Source organism: Pseudomonas sp. LBUM1676 (genome assembly GCF_059695605.1).
In genome coordinates this window covers 2637128-2654699 of the sequence record NZ_CP166777.1, presented here as the reverse complement: position 1 = coordinate 2654699, position 17572 = coordinate 2637128, and the positions used below count along the sequence as shown (strand labels likewise).

Sequence of the window (17572 nt, the reverse complement as noted above, 5' to 3'; positions counted from 1 at the left end):
GTCAAAAGATCGAGGCTTCGGGGCCAGCAAAATGCCTTAAGTGCGCGATAGCCTGTTTTCTCTATGTCTTACGGACATTTCTTGCGAGACTTCAAACCTTCGCTAAAGCTAACGCTTCCAAACGCAACCCAGAGAGGCAACGGAATGTCAGGCGCAAAGAAAATGACCGTGGGACAGCTGACGATGTTGACGGCCGTCAACATGTTGGGCTCAGGCATTGTGTTGTTGCCGACCAAACTCGCCGAAGTCGGCGGTATTTCCATTCTTTCCTGGCTGATCACCGCCACCGGCTCCCTGGCGCTGGCCTATGCCTTTGCGCGCTGCGGGATGCTCAGTCGCAAGACCGGGGGCATGGGCGGCTACGCCGAATACACCTTCGGCAAGGCGGGCAACTACCTCACGAACTACACCTATGGGCTCTCGTTGTTGATCGCCAACGTGGCGATCAGCATTACCGCGGTCGGCTATATCCAGGAGCTGTTCCACATCGAGCTTGATTCACTGCAAGTGGGCCTGGCGACCATCGCCCTTTTGTGGATCACCACGTTCGCCAACTTCGGCGGCGCGCGGATTACCGGCCGGATCGGTGCGGTCACGGTCTGGGGAGTGATTGCGCCGGTGGTGCTGGTGTCTACCATTGGCTGGTTCTGGTTCGACAGCAGTGTCTACGCCGCCGGCTGGAATCCGCACAACATGGGCTGGTTCGAAGCCGCAGGGGCATCGGTGGCGATCACCTTGTGGGCATTCCTCGGCCTGGAGTCGGCGTGCGCCAACACCGATGCCGTGGAAAATCCGGAGAAGAACGTTCCGATTGCGGTACTCGGCGGCACCCTCGGCGCAGCGGTGATTTACATCGTTTCGACCAACGTTATCGCCGGCATCGTCGATAATCCGGAACTGGTCGCCTCCACCGCACCGTTCGGCCTGGTCTTTGCCAAGATGTTCACCCCGCTGGTGGGCGATATCGTGATGGCAGCGATGGTCCTCGCCTGCATCGGTTCGTTGCTGGGTTGGCAGTTCACCATCGCCCAGGTGTTCAAAAGCTCGGCGGACACCGGTTACTTCCTGTCGATCTTCGCCAAGTCGAACAAGGCCGGAACGCCCATTGTCGGCATGCTGGTGCTGCTGGCCGCGCAGACGGCGCTGGGTTTTCTTACCATCAGTCCGGACCTGAGCAAACAGTTCGACACCCTGGTCAACCTCGCGGTGGTCACCAACCTGGTGCCTTACATCCTGTCCATGGCGGCCTTGATGACCATGCAGAAGGTGTCCAACGTACCCGCCGGCAAGGCCCTGGCCACCAACATCATTGCCTGGGTGGCAGCGGCCTACAGCTATCTCGCGCTCTACAGTTCGGGCGAGCAGGCGCTGATGCTCGGCGGTGTGGCGACCATCTTCGGCTACACCCTGTTCGGCTTCGTCAACAACCGCCTGATCCGCCTCGAGGCGCTTAACAACAGCGTACCGACGCAGACCGTCAGCGCTCAACACCTCTCGGGCCAGCCGGTGCCGGTGAACAATCTGCAAACTGCCACTCTGGAGACTCAATCATGACGGAATATAAAAATTTGCTCGGAATGCTCACGCTGCTGGTGAGCAGTCCGCCGGACAAAAGAACCGTATTCGGTCGCGCCCTGAATCAGTTGATCAGCGATGTGGAAGAACGCGCCATCAGCGTGCTGGTCTCGGAAAGCCTGAGCGACGCCACCTCGATCCTGCATTCGGACCCGGCGATTCAATGCGTGCTGCTCAGCTGGGAAATGGACGACAGCGAAGGTCATGAGCAATGCATCAAGCTGCTGACCAGCCTGCGCCAACGCAACACCCGGGTACCGGTGTTCCTGATCAGCGACCGCAGCACCGTGTCGAATATTCCGCTGGTGGTCATGCAGCACGCCGACGACTTCATCTGGCTGCCCGAAGACACCAGCCGCTTTCTCAGCGGGCGCATCCTGGCCGCCATCGAACGCTACCGGCATGCGGTGCTGCCGCCGATGTTCGGCGCGCTGTTGAAGTTTTCCCGGACCTATGAATATTCCTGGCACACACCTGGACATGCCGGTGGCACGGCGTTTCTCAAGAGCACGGCGGGCCGCGCTTTCTACGAGTTCTTCGGGGAAAACCTGCTGCGTTCGGACCTGTCGATCTCGGTCGGCGAACTCGGTTCGCTGCTCGATCACAGCGGCCCGATCGGCCAGGGCGAGCGTTACGCTGCCAAGGTCTTCGGCGCGCACCGCACCTACTACGTGACCAACGGTTCGTCGACCTCCAACCGGGTCATTCTCATGGCCAGCGTCACGCGTAACCAGATCGCCCTGTGCGACCGCAATTGCCACAAGTCCGCCGAGCACGCCATGACCTTGTCCGGGGCCATTCCGACGTACCTGGTGCCGACCCGCAATCGCTACGGTATCATCGGCCCGATCCTGCCGCAGACCCTGAGCGCCGCAAGTGTCAAAGCCGCCATTGCCGAGAACCCGCTGGTCAAGGACGGTATCGATCCGACGCCGATCCACGCTATCGTCACCAATTCCACCTACGACGGCCTGACCTACAACGTCACCCGGGTCGAGGAGTTGCTGGGCCAGAGTGTCGACCGCCTGCATTTCGATGAAGCCTGGTACGGTTATGCACGGTTCAACCCGCTGTATCGCGACCGCTTCGCCATGCATGGCAGCCCGGACGATCACGATGAGTCGCGCCCGACCGTATTCGCCACGCAATCGACGCACAAGTTGCTCGCCGCACTGTCCCAGGCGTCGATGATTCACGTGCGCAACGGCCGCAACCCGATTGCGCACGAGCGCTTCAACGAGTCGTTCATGATGCACGCCTCGACCTCGCCCAACTACGCGATCATGGCCTCCTGCGATGTCAGCTCGGCGATGATGGAAGCGCCCGGCGGGCAGATCCTGACCACCGAATCCATCGAAGAAGCCATCGCTTTCCGCCAGGTCATCTCACGCATGAACAACGAGATGCTGGGCAAGGATGAGTGGTTTTTCACCTGCTGGCAGCCGCGGTCAGTGCTGGTGGATGGCGCAGCGGTACCTTTCCATGAAGTCGATCCGGCGCTGCTCAAAACCGAGCCGAACTGCTGGGTGCTGCACCCGAACGAGGTGTGGCACGGTTTCGGCGACATCGAGGACGGCTACTGCATGCTCGACCCGATCAAGGTCTCGGTGCTGAGCCCCGGCATGGGCGATGACGGCAACCTGCTGGACGTCGGCATCCCCGCCTGCGTCCTCACCGCCTACCTCGGACGCCAAGGCATCGTCGTCGAGAAAACCACCGATTTCACCATTCTCTTCCTGTTCTCCATCGGCATCACCAAAGGCAAATGGGGCACGCTGGTCAACGCCCTGCTCGACTTCAAGCGCGACTATGACGACAACCTCGAACTCGAGCTGTGCCTGCCGGACCTGCTGACCGCCAACCAGCAACGCTACGCCGGCATGGGCCTCAAGGACCTCGCCGCGGACATCTTTGCCGCCATGAAGCAACACAAGACCACGGCGACCATGGCCCAGGCGTTCGGCATGCTCCCGCAGGCCGAATTCAGTCCGGTGCAGGCGTACGAGAAACTGGTGAAAAACGAAGTCGAACGGGTGACCCTGGAAGAAGCCGCCGGGCGGATCGTCGCGACCGGGATCGTGCCTTATCCGCCGGGCATTCCATTGTTGATGCCAGGTGAGAACGCAGGGCCGGCGGACGGGCCATTGCTGGCCTATCTCAGGGCGCTGGAAAGCTTCGACAGATCCTTTCCCGGCTTCACCCATGACACCCATGGAATCGAAAGCGAGACTGGGGTTTATCGACTGCTGGTGCTGAAATGAAGTAAGCGGGATCTTCGGCGTACACAAAACCCAATGTGGGAGCGGCGGTGCGGCGATCCGACTTGCTCGCGAAAGCGGTCGTTCAGCCGACCATGATGGCGCCTGACACTCCGTCTTCGCGAGCAAGCCCGCTCCCATAGGGGATCTTCTACGGGTATGGAATCGTATCCCGCAGGCTCGGGTCAAACCCTCACATTGCGACCCGGCAACATCGACCTTTGGCTGTTCTCCCAATCCTCGACCAGCCCCACCGGAGCATCGGACGCCGGCAACATCGTGCGCCCGCGCACCAGGTCCGAGGCGCGTTCGGCGAGCATGATGGTCGGTGCATTGAGGTTGCCGTTCGGCTCGGTCGGAAACACCGACGAGTCGATCACCCGCAGGCCCGCGATGCCCCGCACCCGCAGTTCCGAATCCACCACCGCCATGTCGTCCTCACCCATCCGGCACGAGCCGCAAGGGTGGTAGGTGCTCTCCAGGTTCTCCCGGACGAAGGCGTCGATCTCTTCATCGGTGTTCACCTGCGGCCCTGGGGCGATTTCGCCGTCGCGGAAGCGGTCCATCGCCGGCTGGCCGATGATCTCCCGGGTCAGGCGGATGCAGCGGCGGAAACCTTCGCGATCCTCTTCCCGTTGCAGGTAGTTGAACTGAATTTCCGGGTGCTCGTAGGGATCCGCCGAACGCACCCGCACATACCCGCGGCTCTTGGGTTTGTTCGGCCCGGTGAGCACCATGAAGCCATGGCCCTTGATCGGCTTGTTGCCGTCGTAACGCATGGCTGCCGGCAGGAAGTGAAACTGAATGTCCGGCCAGCGCAGGCCCTTGTCGGAGCGGATGAAACCACCGGCCTCGAAATGGTTGGTGGCGCCGAGCCCGTCCTTGAACAACAGCCAGCGCAGGCCGATCAACAGCTTGCTCAAGGGGTCCATCTTGCTGTTGAGTGTTACCGGCTCCTTGCAGCCGAACTGGATGTACACCTCGGCGTGATCCTGCAAGTTCTCCCCTACTCCCGGCAGGTCATGGCGGACGCCGATCCCGGCTTTGCGCAGGACCTGCGCCGGGCCGATACCGGAGCGTTGCAGCAAGTGTGGAGAGCCGATGGGCCCGGACGATACGAGCACTTCCCGGTGGCAATAGACCTGGTGGGTCTGGCCTTCATGATCATAAATGACGCCGACGGCACGTTTGCCTTCAAGGATGATCTGGCGGGTCATCGCGTGGGTGATCACGGTCAGGTTCGGACGGTCCATGGCCGGGCGCAGATAGGCGTTGGCGGTGGAGCAGCGCACGCCGTTTTTCACCGTCATGTGCATGGCACCGAAACCTTCCTGCATGAAGCCGTTGCAGTCGTCGGTCTTGATATAGCCCGCTTCAGCACCGGCCTCGACCCAGGCTCCGTACAGCGGGTTTTTCATGTGATTGCCGTTGGTGGTGTGCAATGGACCGGTGCTGCCGCGATAACCGTCGCCACCCTCCTCGTAATGCTCGGCGCGCTTGAAGTAAGGCAGGCAATTGCGATAGCCCCAACCCTGGGCACCGAGGGACTCCCACTCATCGAAGTCATAGGCGTGGCCACGGATGTACACCAGGCCATTGATCGATGACGAGCCACCCAGCACCTTGCCGCGCGGGCAGTGGATACGCCGGCCGTTGAGGTAAGGTTCCGGCTCGGTTTCGTAGCGCCAGTTGTATTTTTTGGTGTTCATCGGGATCGAAAACGCACTGGGCATCTGGATCACCACGCTGCGGTCGCTGCCACCGAACTCCAGCACCAGCACTGAAGTCGTCGGGTCTTCACTCAGGCGGTTGGCCAACACACAACCGGCCGAGCCGGCACCGATGATGATGTAGTCGTATCGTTGCGTAGCCATGGTTATCTCCCGGCCGTCGATTCGTTGAAAACAGGCAACGCGGGCTTGGTCAGCTTGTCGCCGGTGGTGTACTGCGGGCATGTCTTTTCGATGTGCTGGATGACGCTTTCTTCACGCTTGAGGTCGATCGAGCGGCTCAGCCAGTAGTAGGCCAGCCCCGAGACGATCAACCCGACAAGCCAGGCGATATCGATGCTGCCGAGCGCCTTGGCCAGCGGACCGACATAGACCTCGCGCTGCTCGACGCCGTCGTAGATGTAGAAGAACGGGATCATCGAAATGAAACCGATGGCGTACGCCGCAATGCCGCGCAGGCCCCAGCTGCCGTAGAGATTGCCGTGGGGCATGAAGAAGTGCGGGATGGCGTAGCGGCCCTTGCGCACGAAGAAGTAGTCGGTGAGGTTGACCGAGGTCCAGGGCACCAGGAAGTACAGCATCACCACCAGGTAGATGCCCAGCACCGACAAGCCTTTGCCCGAACTCTGGATGCTCAGGGCCACGCCCAGTTGCAGCAGGATCACGAACGCGATGGCCAGGACCCGGGCCTTGCGGGTCGGCTCGATGTGCCTGATCGAGTCGACGCAGGTCAGTGTGGTCAGCTTGGCGCTGTAGATGTTCATGGCGATGACCGGCAGGAACGCCAGGATCGTGACCACCACCACGGCCGTGCCCATGAATGGCGACACGGTATTACCCACTTGGCCAAGGGCGACCAGCACATCGGTGGAATGCAGGTGATCGGCCAGCCAGCCACCCACGGAAATCATCCAGGCACCGGACAAGGAGGCACCGAGAAACACCACCGCGATCAATTTGCCACTGGCGGTGTTCTTCGGCAGGTAGCGCGAATAGTCGGACACATAGGGCGCATAGGCGATGTTGTAACTCGCCGCCGCGGCGAACTGGGCAATGAAACCGGTCCAGTTGAAACCCAAGGGCGCCGGGGCTGTTTCGCCGGCGGCCAGTACCGGCATTGGCGCATCGGGCACCCAGCCCATCAGCACCGCCAGGGTCACCAGGCCGTACAGCGGCAACGACAGAAACAACGCCCATTTGAAACTGCGGTGCATCCAGTCATGACCGAGGATCGCCAGGATGGCGGCCGGGACCGTCACGGCCACCGCCACCACAATGGGGTTGAAGCCGAACAGCGTGTGCAGGCCCTGCATCATCAACACCAGGTTGACGATGTTGAAACCGGCGAACACGAACAGCGTCGCCAGCAGCACCAGAATCACCCCGCGATAGCCGAACTGCGCACGGGACTGGATCATCTGCGGCAGCCCCAGGTGCGGGCCCTGGGAACCATGGAAGGCCATGAACAGCGTGCCGAACATGATGCCCAACGTACCGGCGAGCGTGGTCCACAACGCGGTCAGGCCGACGCTCGGGCCGACGAAGCCGATGGTCATGGTGAAGAAGGTGAAATTGCCGAGGAACCAGAACGGCCCCTGGCTCGACAGCTTGTCGGTGCGCTCGCTTTCCGGGATGAAATCGATCGAATGGCCTTCGACGATGGGTTTGTCGTCGAGGATAGTCAGGCTGGGGGCGGCTTTGGCGTCAATGTTCATGATGGACTCTTATTGTTTGAAGATCATGACGGAGTAATTGCGTTCTTTTGGGTGAACGCCCGCGAGCAGCACCGACCTGTGGCGAGGGAGCTTGCTCCCGCTGGGCTGCGTAGCAGTCCCTGTCTTTTCAGGCGTAAGGGGGCCGCTTCGCGCCCCAGCGGGAGCAAGCTCCCTCGCCACAGGTGTCAGGCGCCAATCAGGGCAGCGTGATCCAGACCGCCTTCGTTTCGAGCAGATAATCCAGCTGTTCCGGCCCCAGATCCTTGCCGAATCCGGACTGCTTGTAGCCACCGAACGGCATCGACGGGTCGAGGGTGCCGTGGGCATTGACGTACACCGAACCGGCCCGCAACCGTGGAATCAGGCTGTGCACCCGTCCAAGGTCATTGGAATAGAGCGCGGCCGCCAATCCGTAGGGTGAATCATTGGCCAGGGCCAGCGCCTCCTCCTCATCGTCGAATGCTGCGGTGACCAGCACAGGACCGAAGATTTCTTCCTGGACGATGCGCATGTCGTTGCGGCAATTGGCAAAGATGGTCGGCTCGACGAAGAAACCGGGGCCCTCCACCGGCTGGCCGCCATAGACCAGTTCCGCGCCTTCCTGCTTGCCGGTTTCGATGTAGTCGGTCACACGCTGCTTCTGCAGCGCCGAGACCAGCGGGCTGATGAAGCAGTCTGGATCCAGGCCTGGCGCCATCTTCAATGTGCGGGTGTAGGCGATCAGTTCGCGCAGGAACTCGTCGTAGACGCTGCGATGAACATAGGCCCGCGTGCCGGCATCGCACACCTGGCCCGAGTTGAAGAACACGCCGTTGGCGATGGCCTGGGCGGCGGCTTTCAAGTCGGCATCGGCCAACACGATTACCGGTGATTTTCCTCCCAGTTCCAGGGTAAGTCGCTTCATTTCGTCCAGCGCCGCGCGACCGACCGTGCGCCCGACCGGGGTCGAACCGGTAAAGGTCAGCTTGTCGATGCCCGGGTGGGTGGCCATAGCCGCACCGACCACACTGCCGCGGCCGGTGACGATGTTGATCACCCCGTCGGGTATGCCGGCTTCCTGCACCAGTTCGGCAAATCGCAGGGCCGAAAGCGACGTCAGCTCGGCGGGTTTGACCACCACGGTGCAACCGGTTGCCAGCGCCGCACCGAGCTTCCAGGCCATGGTCTGCAGCGGGAAATTCCAGGGCACGATGGCGCCGACCACACCCACCGCTTCCTTGCGCGTATAGGCCAGGTAGTTGCCCGGCAGCGATGGCTCGACGGTGCGCCCGTGAAGCTTGGTCGCCCAGCCGGCGAAATAGCGCAGGGTATCGACCGTGCCCTGGATGTCGACATCCCGGGCGAAGGCCGCTGACTTGCCCATGTCGATCGATTCGATTTCCGCCAGTTCGGCAGCGTTGCTTTCAATCAGGTCGGCCAGGCGCTGCATCATCCGTTCGCGCTCTACCGGTTTTGCCTGACGCCAGGCGCCCCCGTCGAACTGCGCCCGGGCGGCTTGCACGGCGCGATCCAGATCCTCGGTGGTGCCCATGGGAATGCGGGTGATCAGGCCTGCGGTCGAGGGTTCGATGACCTCGGATGTCTGCCCGTCGCTGGCCTCGACCCAGGCGCCGCCGATGAACATCTTCTGCGCCTTGCCGAGAAAGGTCTGGGTGGCTTCGGAGACACCGAATTTCTGCAGGTAATTTTTGACGATCGTGTCCATTTTCATGCCCTCTGCGAGGCCGTGGTGGTTTCGCTCAAGACGTGTCGCGCCTGAGCCCGCTCGTGGAAGATGAAACCGATGCTGTTGAGCAGCAGTTGCGCCGCCAGAATCGAGGTCATGCCGGTCGGGTCGTAGACCGGCGCGACCTCGACCAGGTCCATGCCGACGATGTTGCCTCGGCTGCGCTTGGCCAGGGCCTGGATGATTTCCAGCACTTCGTAATAGAGGAAGCCGCCATGGCTGGGGGTCCCGGTGCCCGGCGCAATGGAAGGGTCGAAACCGTCGATGTCGATGGTGATGTAGTAGTTGATGTTCTGCGGGATCAACGCCAGCACACCGTCGACACCCAGGCGACGCACGTCGCGTACCGAGAGGATCTTCGAGCCCGCCGCATGGGCCGCTTCGTAGTCGTCGCGATTGGAGGAAGACACATTGCGGATGCCCATCTGGGTCATGCCGACGATGTGGTTCATTTCCGAGGCGCGGCGCAGCGGGTTGCCATGGCCATAACGCACGCCGTGGCGTTCGTCGACGAAGTCCAGGTGAGCATCGAAATGGATGATGTGAATCGGACCGCGGCCTTCGAAAGCCTTGATCACCGGGGCGTGAACCGAGTGATCGCCACCGAGCACCACCGGCATGACACCGGCATCGAGGATCTTGCGCACCGCGTATTCGGTGTTGGCGTTGCTGGTGGCCATGTCGGTGTGCACGATGTCGGCGTCACCCACGTCCACCATGCGCACGTCGGCGGCGGTCAGGTACATGACGTCATCTTCGTGGTCGTAGGCGCCGGCATGGCCGAACGAGAACAGCGTCGATGCCTCGCGAATCCCCCGTGGCCCGAAGCGGGCGCCGGAGCGCCACTGGGTGCCCATGTCGTTGGGCACGCCAAGGACGGCCACGTCGGCATCAAGGGCATCCCAATCGGTACACACCGGGGATTTGCCAAAGGTGCAGTGCCCCACGAATGGCAGGTTCAGGCGACCGGATTCATAACCGTTGTTCGACATGTCGGGCATCTCCAATTCTTGTTTTTGGCTGTGCGATCGTGGAAGGCGATCGCCGTTGGAGTGACTATGGGCGCAGGTTTTCGTGGAAAAAATGCTAAACATCAGATACTCATATCGGCATTGCCGATGCATCCACACGCGGGAGGTCCAAGGTGATCCAGCTGCACGATGTCGATCTGAAACTGCTCAGGGTGTTCGCCACGATTGTCAGGTGCGGCGGCTTTTCCGCCGCGCAGGCGGCATTGAATGCCGGCCAGTCGACCATCAGCGAACAGATGACTCATCTGGAGACCCGGCTCGGGGTCAAACTCTGCCAACGCGGGCGCAGTGGCTTCCGCCTGACCGAGCAAGGCGTGGCGATCCATGAAGCCACCCAGCGCCTGCTCTCGGCCGTGGAAAATTTCTGCATGGACGCCGACGTGCTCAAACAGCACATCAGCGGCAAGCTCAACCTGGGGATCATCGACACCACCATCACCGACCCGGACTCACCGCTGCCGCGCACCACCCAGCGCTTCGTGTCCCGCGGGCATGACGTGCACCTCAACGTGTACGTGGGCAGCCCCGCCGAACTGGAAGAACGGGTGCTCGACGGCCGCCTGCACCTGGCCATCGGGCACTTCCCGATCTACGTTCCGGGGTTGCTGCACACACCGCTGTATCAGGAAGCCCTGGGGTTGTATTGCGGGCGCCGGCACCCGCTATATGGCAGCAAGACCGAGGGCGACGAACTGCGCGAAGAGATTGCCGCGAGCCGGATTGTGGTCAGGGGCTACATGCAGCAATACGACCTGGAACACCTGGGCGTCAGCAAGGCCGCCGCCACCGTGGACAACATCGAAGCCCTGGCCATCCTGCTGATCTCCGGTGCCTACCTGGGTTTCCTGCCGGTGCACTTCGCCACGCAGTGGGTCAAGACCGGCGAGATGCACCAACTGGCACCCATCAGCCTGCAACTGATGTCGCCGTTCGATGTGATCACCCGCCGCGGCACCGCCCCGCCGCCGATCCTGCAGGCGTTTCTGGAAGACCTGGCGGCGTGTTCGCGTAAAACGGTCAACGGCTGACGTTGCTGGCGGTGGATGGCCTCGACCGCGATCTTCAACACAACCGGCATTTACGAGTTTCGTAGGTAGACATCGACGACCCTCGCATGATGAGTGTGTGCAAACCGATACACCGTATCGAATTCGATCCACCTCTGCGCGCCCCCCGTATTCTTCGAGTTAGGCCCCCTCGCCGCCTCTAACTCTCGCCTTACCTGTATTGATTTCAATACGGGAGGCTCCGTAATTTCTCACGAAAACATATCATCCCATTGATTTATAAAGAATAACTGTTGTTGGCACCGCACTTGCTGGTCAACCTCAAGCCAAGCTCACTGCGAAGAACACCGCCTCCCCCTACCCGGGGGTCTACATCACCCTGAAAACAGGAATCCACCATGTTCAGCAAGCACGACCAGATCAAAGGCTACGACGACGAACTGCTGGCGGCGATGAACGCCGAGGACGCGCGGCAAGAGCACCACATCGAATTGATTGCTTCGGAAAACTACACCAGCCAGCGGGTGATGGAGGCGCAAGGCAGCGGCCTGACCAACAAGTACGCCGAAGGCTACCCCGGCAAGCGTTATTACGGCGGCTGCGAACATGTCGACGTGGTCGAGCAACTGGCCATCGATCGCGCCAAACAGCTGTTCGGCGCCGATTACGCCAACGTCCAGCCGCACTCCGGCAGCCAGGCCAATGCCGCGGTGTACCTGGCGTTGCTGCAAGCCGGTGATACCGTGCTGGGCATGAGCCTGGCCCACGGCGGACACTTGACCCACGGCGCCAAGGTCAGCTTTTCCGGCAAGCTCTACAATGCCGTGCAGTACGGTATCGACACCGCGACTGGGCTGATCGATTACGACGAAGTCGAGCGCCTGGCGGTCGAGCACCAACCGAAGATGCTGATCGCCGGGTTCTCCGCCTATTCGAAGACCCTGGACTTCCCGCGCTTCCGTCAGATCGCTGACAAGGTCGGTGCTTATCTGTTCGTCGACATGGCCCACGTCGCCGGGCTGGTGGCGACCGGTCTGTACCCGAACCCGCTGCCGTACGCCGACGTGGTCACCACCACGACCCACAAGACCCTGCGCGGCCCACGGGGTGGCTTGATTCTGGCCCGGTCCAATCCGGAACTGGAGAAAAAACTCAATGCCGCAGTGTTCCCCGGTGGCCAGGGCGGCCCGCTGATGCATGTGATCGCTGCCAAGGCCGTGTGCTTCAAGGAAGCGCTGGAACCTGCCTTCAAGACCTATCAGGCGCAAGTGATCCGCAACGCCCAGGCCATGGCCAAGGTCTTTATCGACCGAGGCTACGACGTAGTGTCCGGCGGCACCGACAACCACTTGTTCCTGGTCAGCCTGATTCGTCAGGGCCTGACCGGCAAGGACGCCGACGCCGCCCTCGGCCGCGCCGGTATCACCGTGAACAAGAATGCCGTGCCGAACGACCCGCAATCACCGTTCGTGACCTCCGGCCTGCGCATCGGCACCCCGGCAATCACCAGCCGTGGTTTCAAGGAAGCCCAGAGCATCGAGCTGGCGGGCTGGATCTGCGACATCCTCGATCACCTGGGTGATGCCGATGTCGAGGCCCAGGTCGCCAGCCTGGCTGCCGCGATGTGCAGTGACTTCCCGGTCTACCGCGGCTGATTTGCAACGGGAGGGCCAGCCCTCCCGTTCGCTCAGGAATCGAGACGTCGAAATCCCCATTCTGTCTCCTATGGGCAAACCCGGCCAGAGCGCTCTATGATTGAACCCCATGACGACCACGCCTCCAATCCGCCAACCCTGCCCGCCCGGCGCCTGCGACTGCGGGCGTGACCCGCTGCTGGACACTCCGGGCGCGGACGTGCGCATTCTGTTTCTGACCCGTTCGGAGGAAAAGCGCCTGGTCGAGCGCCTGGAAAACCTGCAGAGCCTGAGCGACCTCGAGCGGTTGCAGCAACGGATGTATGAGCAGCTGGGAATACGGGTGCAGATCGCCCCCGGTTTCAACGAAGTGCGGACCATGCGCGGCATCGCCATTTCCATTGGTGAACTGCCGGGGCTGTGCCGCAAGACCCGGCAGTCGATTCCGGCTGCCATTCGCCGTGGGCTGGAAAAACACCCCGAAGTTGCCTACGAGCTACTCAATGCCAACGACCTGTTGCGTGACGCCTGATCGCTGCAGCCCTCCCTCTTCACCATTCATTCCAAATACAACGAAACAGGATCAGCGGTCATGCGCGCAGGCGGGTGCGCTGCTATGCCTTCTCATGGGAGAAACCGTTTCAGGCCGGCCAGGATGATGCTGGCAACAAAGGCGTGACCGTGGTCCCGGCGCCAACCAGGTGCGCGAAGATCAACAGGTGCCGATCCGTAACAGGAGGTGGCGAATGTTATTCATGGTCAGTTGGACAATCAGCCCGCAAAACCGCAACAGCGTGATCCAGCGCTTTATCGAGACCAAAGGGGCCCCACCCGAAGGCGTGAAAATGCTGGGTAGATGGCATGCCGTCGGTGGCTCCAGCGGGTTTGGCATCGCGGAAACCGACGATGTGGTACAGATTCAGAAGTGGGTGCTGCAATGGAATGACCTGATGAGCATGGAAGTCCATGCGGCTTTGACCGATGAGCAGGCGGCGCCGTTGCTGGCAGCCGTTGTCGGCAAGCGATAGTCATCCTGGCGGCGGGCCCTGCTCGCCGCCCTTCCTGACAAACACCATCAAACTCCTGTGGGAGCGAGCCTGCTCGCGAATACGTCGGCAGCGCCAACATCGCAGCGTCAGACAAACCGCTTTCGCGAGCAAGCCGGCTCCCACAGTGGACTGTGCCAGGCGCAAATTTCGCATCCACCCTAATACCTGTGGGCTGTGTCGGGCTCAGGTCGTGTGCACACCCACAAATCTTACCGGAGCACGAGTCGCTACTTCTTCATCCCCACCCGCCGCCGCATCTCTGCGGTGATGGTCTGCCGGGTTTTCTTCAGATCCGCCCAAGGCTCATCCCCCACTTCGGCCAGCCGCTCTTGAACGTTGTGCACATTCCATTGATTGCCGCCCTTGAGTTCGCCCACCTCCTCGCGAAAGACCGGCACCGACACCGGTAACCCGTCGCGGGTCCGTACGGCATAGGCGCAGATGGTGGTCGCCCCCAGTCCGTTGCGCAGGTAATCGATGAAGATCCGCCCGACCCGATTCTTCGGTCCGGAGACCGCGGAGAAACGATCCGGCAGCAATTTGGCCATGTGGCTGACGATGGCATGGCTGAAGTCCTTGACCTCATCCCAGCCGAGCTTGCGGGTCAGCGGCACCACCAGGTGAATGCCCTTGCCGCCGCTGGTCTTGAGGAATGCCTTGAGCCCCAGTTCATCGAGCACCGACAGGGTCAGTTGAGTCGCTTCGACCATGCTTTTCCAGGGCAGCGCCGGGTCCGGGTCGAGGTCGAGGACGAAGCGGTCGGGTTTGTCGAGGTTGTCGGACGTAGCGTTCCAGGTGTGCAGTTCGACGGTGCTCATCTGCACGGCGCCGATCAGGGCTTCGGCGTTGTTGATGATCATCACCGGTTGGCCGGTGAGGGCCTTGTCCAGGGTGGTGATACCCGGAATGGCCAGGCGCTCGGCGTTTTTCTGGAAGAACAGTTCGCCGGCAATCCCGTCCGGAGCGCGCACCAGTGCCACCGGGCGGTCCTTGAGCTCGGGCAAAATCCATTCGGCGACGCTGGCGTAATACTCGGCCAGTTGCACTTTGGTGGTGCCGCTGCTGGCGTCGATCACCCGGTCCGGGTGGGTGATGCGCACCTTGCCCTTGCCCAGGCCGATTTGCGACGGTGCAGGTTCGGCGGTTTTGCTTTTGCCGGTGGCTGGCTTTTCAGCGGCGTTTTTCTTGGGCGCGGGCGTTTTCGCAGCAGCAGTTTTCGAGGTTGAAGTCTTCACGGCTTTCGGACGCTCCTCGGTGATTTCTTCGGCAGGTTTGTCATCGCGCAGGCCATGGAACACCGCATGGCGCACCGAGCCGTCCTTGGTCATTTCGGCAAAGGCCACTTCCGCCAGCAACGTGGGTTTGAGCCAATGCACACCCTTGGCGTCAAAGCCGGTCGGTGGATTGACCACTGACGTCTTTTTCGTCTGCAAGGGTTTGAGCTGTTCGTGGATGTGCTTGAGCGTGGTCTCGTTGAACCCGGTGCCGACCTTGCCGGCGTAGCGCAGTTCACCGCTGTCACGGTCATGCAGCCCCAACAGCAAGGCGCCGAAGGCGTTGCGCGAGCCTTTTGGATCGGTGAAGCCGACGACCACGAATTCCTGGCGGTGCTTGCACTTGAGCTTGATCCAGTCGCTGCTGCGCCGGGACACGTAGGGCGACCCCAGACGCTTGCCGATCAGCCCTTCCATGCGCATCTGGCAGGCGCTGTTGAGCAAGGCTTCCGGTTCTTCGCCGAACGCGTCGGAGAACCGCAGCAGCGGGTCTTCATTGGGTTTGAGCACCGTCGCCAGCGCCGCACGGCGTTCCTCGACAGGCACCTCGCGCAAGTCCACGCCGTTGAGGTAGGGCATATCGAACAGGTAGTAAAGAATATTGCCGCTGCGGCCCGAAACGAACGCGTTCTGCAGGGCCTGGAAGTCCGGAACCCCCTGATCGTTGGCCACCACCATTTCGCCGTCGAGCCAGGCCGATTCGAGGCCCAGCGCTACCAACGCCTCGGCCTGTTTCGGTAATTTGTGGGTCCAGTCGTGGCCGTTGCGAGTAAAGAGCCTGACCTCGCCGTGGTCGATGCGCGCCATGATCCGATAGCCGTCGAACTTGATCTCGTAGCTCCACTCGCCGCCCGGCGCCTTCTCGACCAGGGTGGCCAGTTCCGGCTTAAGCAGTTCCGGCAGCTTGGCCTTGTGCGCACCGGTCAAGGGCGTCGGCTGTTCCTTACGCGCCGCAACGGCCGGTTTCTTGACGGGCTTGGGTTCGCTTGCGGTCTTCGATTTCTTGGGGAGAATGGTGCGGTCACTGAGCACGCTGTCAGGTTCGGCGGCGACCACGTCGTAATCGCTCTCGGGTTTGGCCGCGCTGTCCTGATGCTTGATCAGAAACCATTGCTCCTGCTTGCCCGGCATGTGCGTGCGCACCAGGTTCCACAGGCCGCCGAGCTTCTCGCCTTGCAGCTCGAACTTGAGCTTGCCCTTGGCGTAGGCCTGGGCCGGATCTTCCTGGGGAATCCACACCCCGCGGTCCCAGACGATCACGTCACCGGCGCCGTAATGCCCTTCGGGAATGCTGCCCTCGAAGGTGGCGTAGTCCAGCGGATGGTCTTCAACGTGCACGGCCAGGCGCTTGACCTTGGGGTCCAGTGAAGGCCCCTTGGGCACCGCCCAGCTTTTCAGCGCGCCATCGAGCTCAAGGCGAAAGTCATAATGCAGGCGCGAGGCGTCATGCTTCTGGATGCAGAACTGCAGGGCATGGTCTTGCGCTTTCTTTTTCCTCGAACGCTTGGCGGCCGGTTCAGAGGTCGCCGAAAAGTCGCGCATGCGGTTGTAGTCATCCAGGTTTTTGTTCATGACGCACCTGCAGGCGAGCTGACGATTCCCCCGATGCCGGGGCCGATACGCGAGACGGTCAACGCGACCACGGCAATCCGTTCCACGCGCTGATAGCCGGGGGTCAACAACTCTTCGCCAAAAACGTCGGGATCGAGTTCGCGGTAGGTCCAGGCGAACAGCGGCGATTCCAGGCGCGGGGTCAATGCGGCCAGAAACGGGTCGCAGCCATCGATCATCGCCACCCCGGTGTACAGCACCAGCGAGCCGCCGGGAGCCAGTCGATACAGGGCCTGCTCGACGATGCGCAGCGACAACTGTTCACCGTGCGCCCCGCCGCCATGACGATAAGCGCGCTCGGCGGGATCGGCCATGTAGGGCGGATTGGCAACGATCAGGTCGAAGTGGCCGTCGACATCCTGCAGCACATCGCTGGCTTCGACGCTGACGTTGGCCACCTCGGCGAGCGCGGCGTTAACCGCCGTCAGGCGCAGCGCCGCCGGATTGATATCGACGGCCAGCACCTCGGCCTCGCGGCGGGCGCGGGCGATCACAATCGCGCCGACGCCCGCACCGCAGCCGATGTCCACGGCGCGTCTGATGGGCGCGAAGTTCTGTTGCAGGTGAGCATGGATCAATTGGGCAAAGCGGTAGGTGTCGGGGCCGAAGAACACCGCATCAGCCGCTTCGGTGGGGAATCCCGAGTGCACGAACAACAGATCATCCAGGCTCGACCAGCGCACGTGACTTTTCAGCCGCCCGTTGCTTTCCTCGAGCACGCCTGCCTGTTGCAACTGCCGCTGCTCGTCCACTGATAACAGGCCGGGTTCGAACGACCGCGACCAGCCGAACACTTCGCGCAGGGTCCGGGCGCTCTGGCCGAAGGCGCGATCATTGACCCGCTGGTGGGTCAGCGGCGTCGGCGTGATAAAACGATAGCCGTCGGCCTGCAAGCGGCGTCCGAGTTGCAGCAGGGCCAGATCGGCAGCGCCCAGTTGCTCTTCCAGATTCATCAAAGGCTC

The 17572-nt window shown here is 61.9% G+C and carries 12 protein-coding genes; 6 read left to right on the top strand and 6 right to left on the bottom strand.

What is annotated here, in order from left to right:
* Nucleotides 1-144: 144 nt before the first annotated feature.
* The gene (potE, locus tag ACA041_RS12460; RefSeq protein WP_497441373.1) at nucleotides 145-1554 is read left to right on the top strand and encodes a putrescine-ornithine antiporter; all 1410 of its coding nucleotides are present in this window, start codon (nucleotides 145-147) and stop codon (nucleotides 1552-1554) included.
* On the top strand, nucleotides 1551-3836 hold the full coding sequence (locus ACA041_RS12455; protein WP_497441372.1) for an Orn/Lys/Arg family decarboxylase: 2286 nt from the start codon (nucleotides 1551-1553) through the stop codon (nucleotides 3834-3836). Before potE ends, ACA041_RS12455 begins: the two co-directional genes overlap by 4 nt.
* A 182-nt stretch (nucleotides 3837-4018) precedes the next feature.
* Here the strand turns inward: ACA041_RS12455 and betA are convergent, their stop codons facing one another.
* The 4 genes from betA to speB all read right to left on the bottom strand — a co-directional run bounded on the left by betA (nucleotide 4019) and on the right by speB (nucleotide 9996).
* Nucleotides 4019-5707 carry a choline dehydrogenase gene (gene betA / locus ACA041_RS12450; RefSeq protein WP_497441371.1) on the bottom strand — a complete coding sequence of 563 codons (1689 nt, stop codon included), beginning with the start codon at nucleotides 5705-5707 and terminating at the stop codon, nucleotides 4019-4021.
* Nucleotides 5708-5709: 2 nt separating this feature from the next.
* Nucleotides 5710-7278 (bottom strand): purine-cytosine permease family protein, encoded by a 1569-nt coding sequence (locus tag ACA041_RS12445; protein WP_497441370.1) that lies wholly within the window; start codon nucleotides 7276-7278, stop codon nucleotides 5710-5712.
* 196 nt (nucleotides 7279-7474) lie between these two features.
* Nucleotides 7475-8983, bottom strand: coding sequence for an aldehyde dehydrogenase family protein (locus ACA041_RS12440; RefSeq protein WP_497441369.1), 1509 nt, complete (start codon nucleotides 8981-8983; stop codon nucleotides 7475-7477).
* A 2-nt stretch (nucleotides 8984-8985) separates the two neighbouring features.
* Nucleotides 8986-9996 (bottom strand): agmatinase, encoded by a 1011-nt coding sequence (gene speB / locus ACA041_RS12435; RefSeq protein WP_497441368.1) that lies wholly within the window; start codon nucleotides 9994-9996, stop codon nucleotides 8986-8988.
* Between the two features lie 152 nt (nucleotides 9997-10148).
* On the opposite strand from speB, the gene ACA041_RS12430 reads away from it, so the two are divergent.
* The 4 genes from ACA041_RS12430 to ACA041_RS12415 all read left to right on the top strand — a co-directional run bounded on the left by ACA041_RS12430 (nucleotide 10149) and on the right by ACA041_RS12415 (nucleotide 13704).
* Nucleotides 10149-11063: a LysR family transcriptional regulator gene (locus ACA041_RS12430; protein ID WP_497441367.1), complete on the top strand. Its 915-nt coding sequence runs from the start codon at nucleotides 10149-10151 to the stop codon at nucleotides 11061-11063.
* Between the two features lie 377 nt (nucleotides 11064-11440).
* Nucleotides 11441-12697: a serine hydroxymethyltransferase gene (gene glyA, locus ACA041_RS12425; RefSeq protein ID WP_497441366.1), complete on the top strand. Its 1257-nt coding sequence runs from the start codon at nucleotides 11441-11443 to the stop codon at nucleotides 12695-12697.
* Between the two features lie 109 nt (nucleotides 12698-12806).
* Entirely contained in the window at nucleotides 12807-13208 is a 402-nt protein-coding gene (locus tag ACA041_RS12420; protein WP_497441365.1) for a hypothetical protein, read from the top strand.
* A gap of 214 nt (nucleotides 13209-13422) precedes the next feature.
* Nucleotides 13423-13704: a DUF3303 domain-containing protein gene (locus ACA041_RS12415; RefSeq protein WP_497441364.1), complete on the top strand. Its 282-nt coding sequence runs from the start codon at nucleotides 13423-13425 to the stop codon at nucleotides 13702-13704.
* Between the two features lie 248 nt (nucleotides 13705-13952).
* On the opposite strand, the gene ligD is transcribed toward ACA041_RS12415, so the two are convergent.
* Both ligD and ACA041_RS12405 read right to left on the bottom strand, forming a co-directional pair.
* Nucleotides 13953-16571: a DNA ligase D gene (gene ligD, locus ACA041_RS12410; RefSeq protein ID WP_497441363.1), complete on the bottom strand. Its 2619-nt coding sequence runs from the start codon at nucleotides 16569-16571 to the stop codon at nucleotides 13953-13955.
* A complete protein-coding gene (locus ACA041_RS12405) occupies nucleotides 16568-17563 on the bottom strand; it encodes a methyltransferase (RefSeq protein WP_497441362.1) in 996 nt (331 codons plus the stop codon). Before ACA041_RS12405 ends, ligD begins: the two co-directional genes overlap by 4 nt.
* Nucleotides 17564-17572 lie beyond the last annotated feature (9 nt).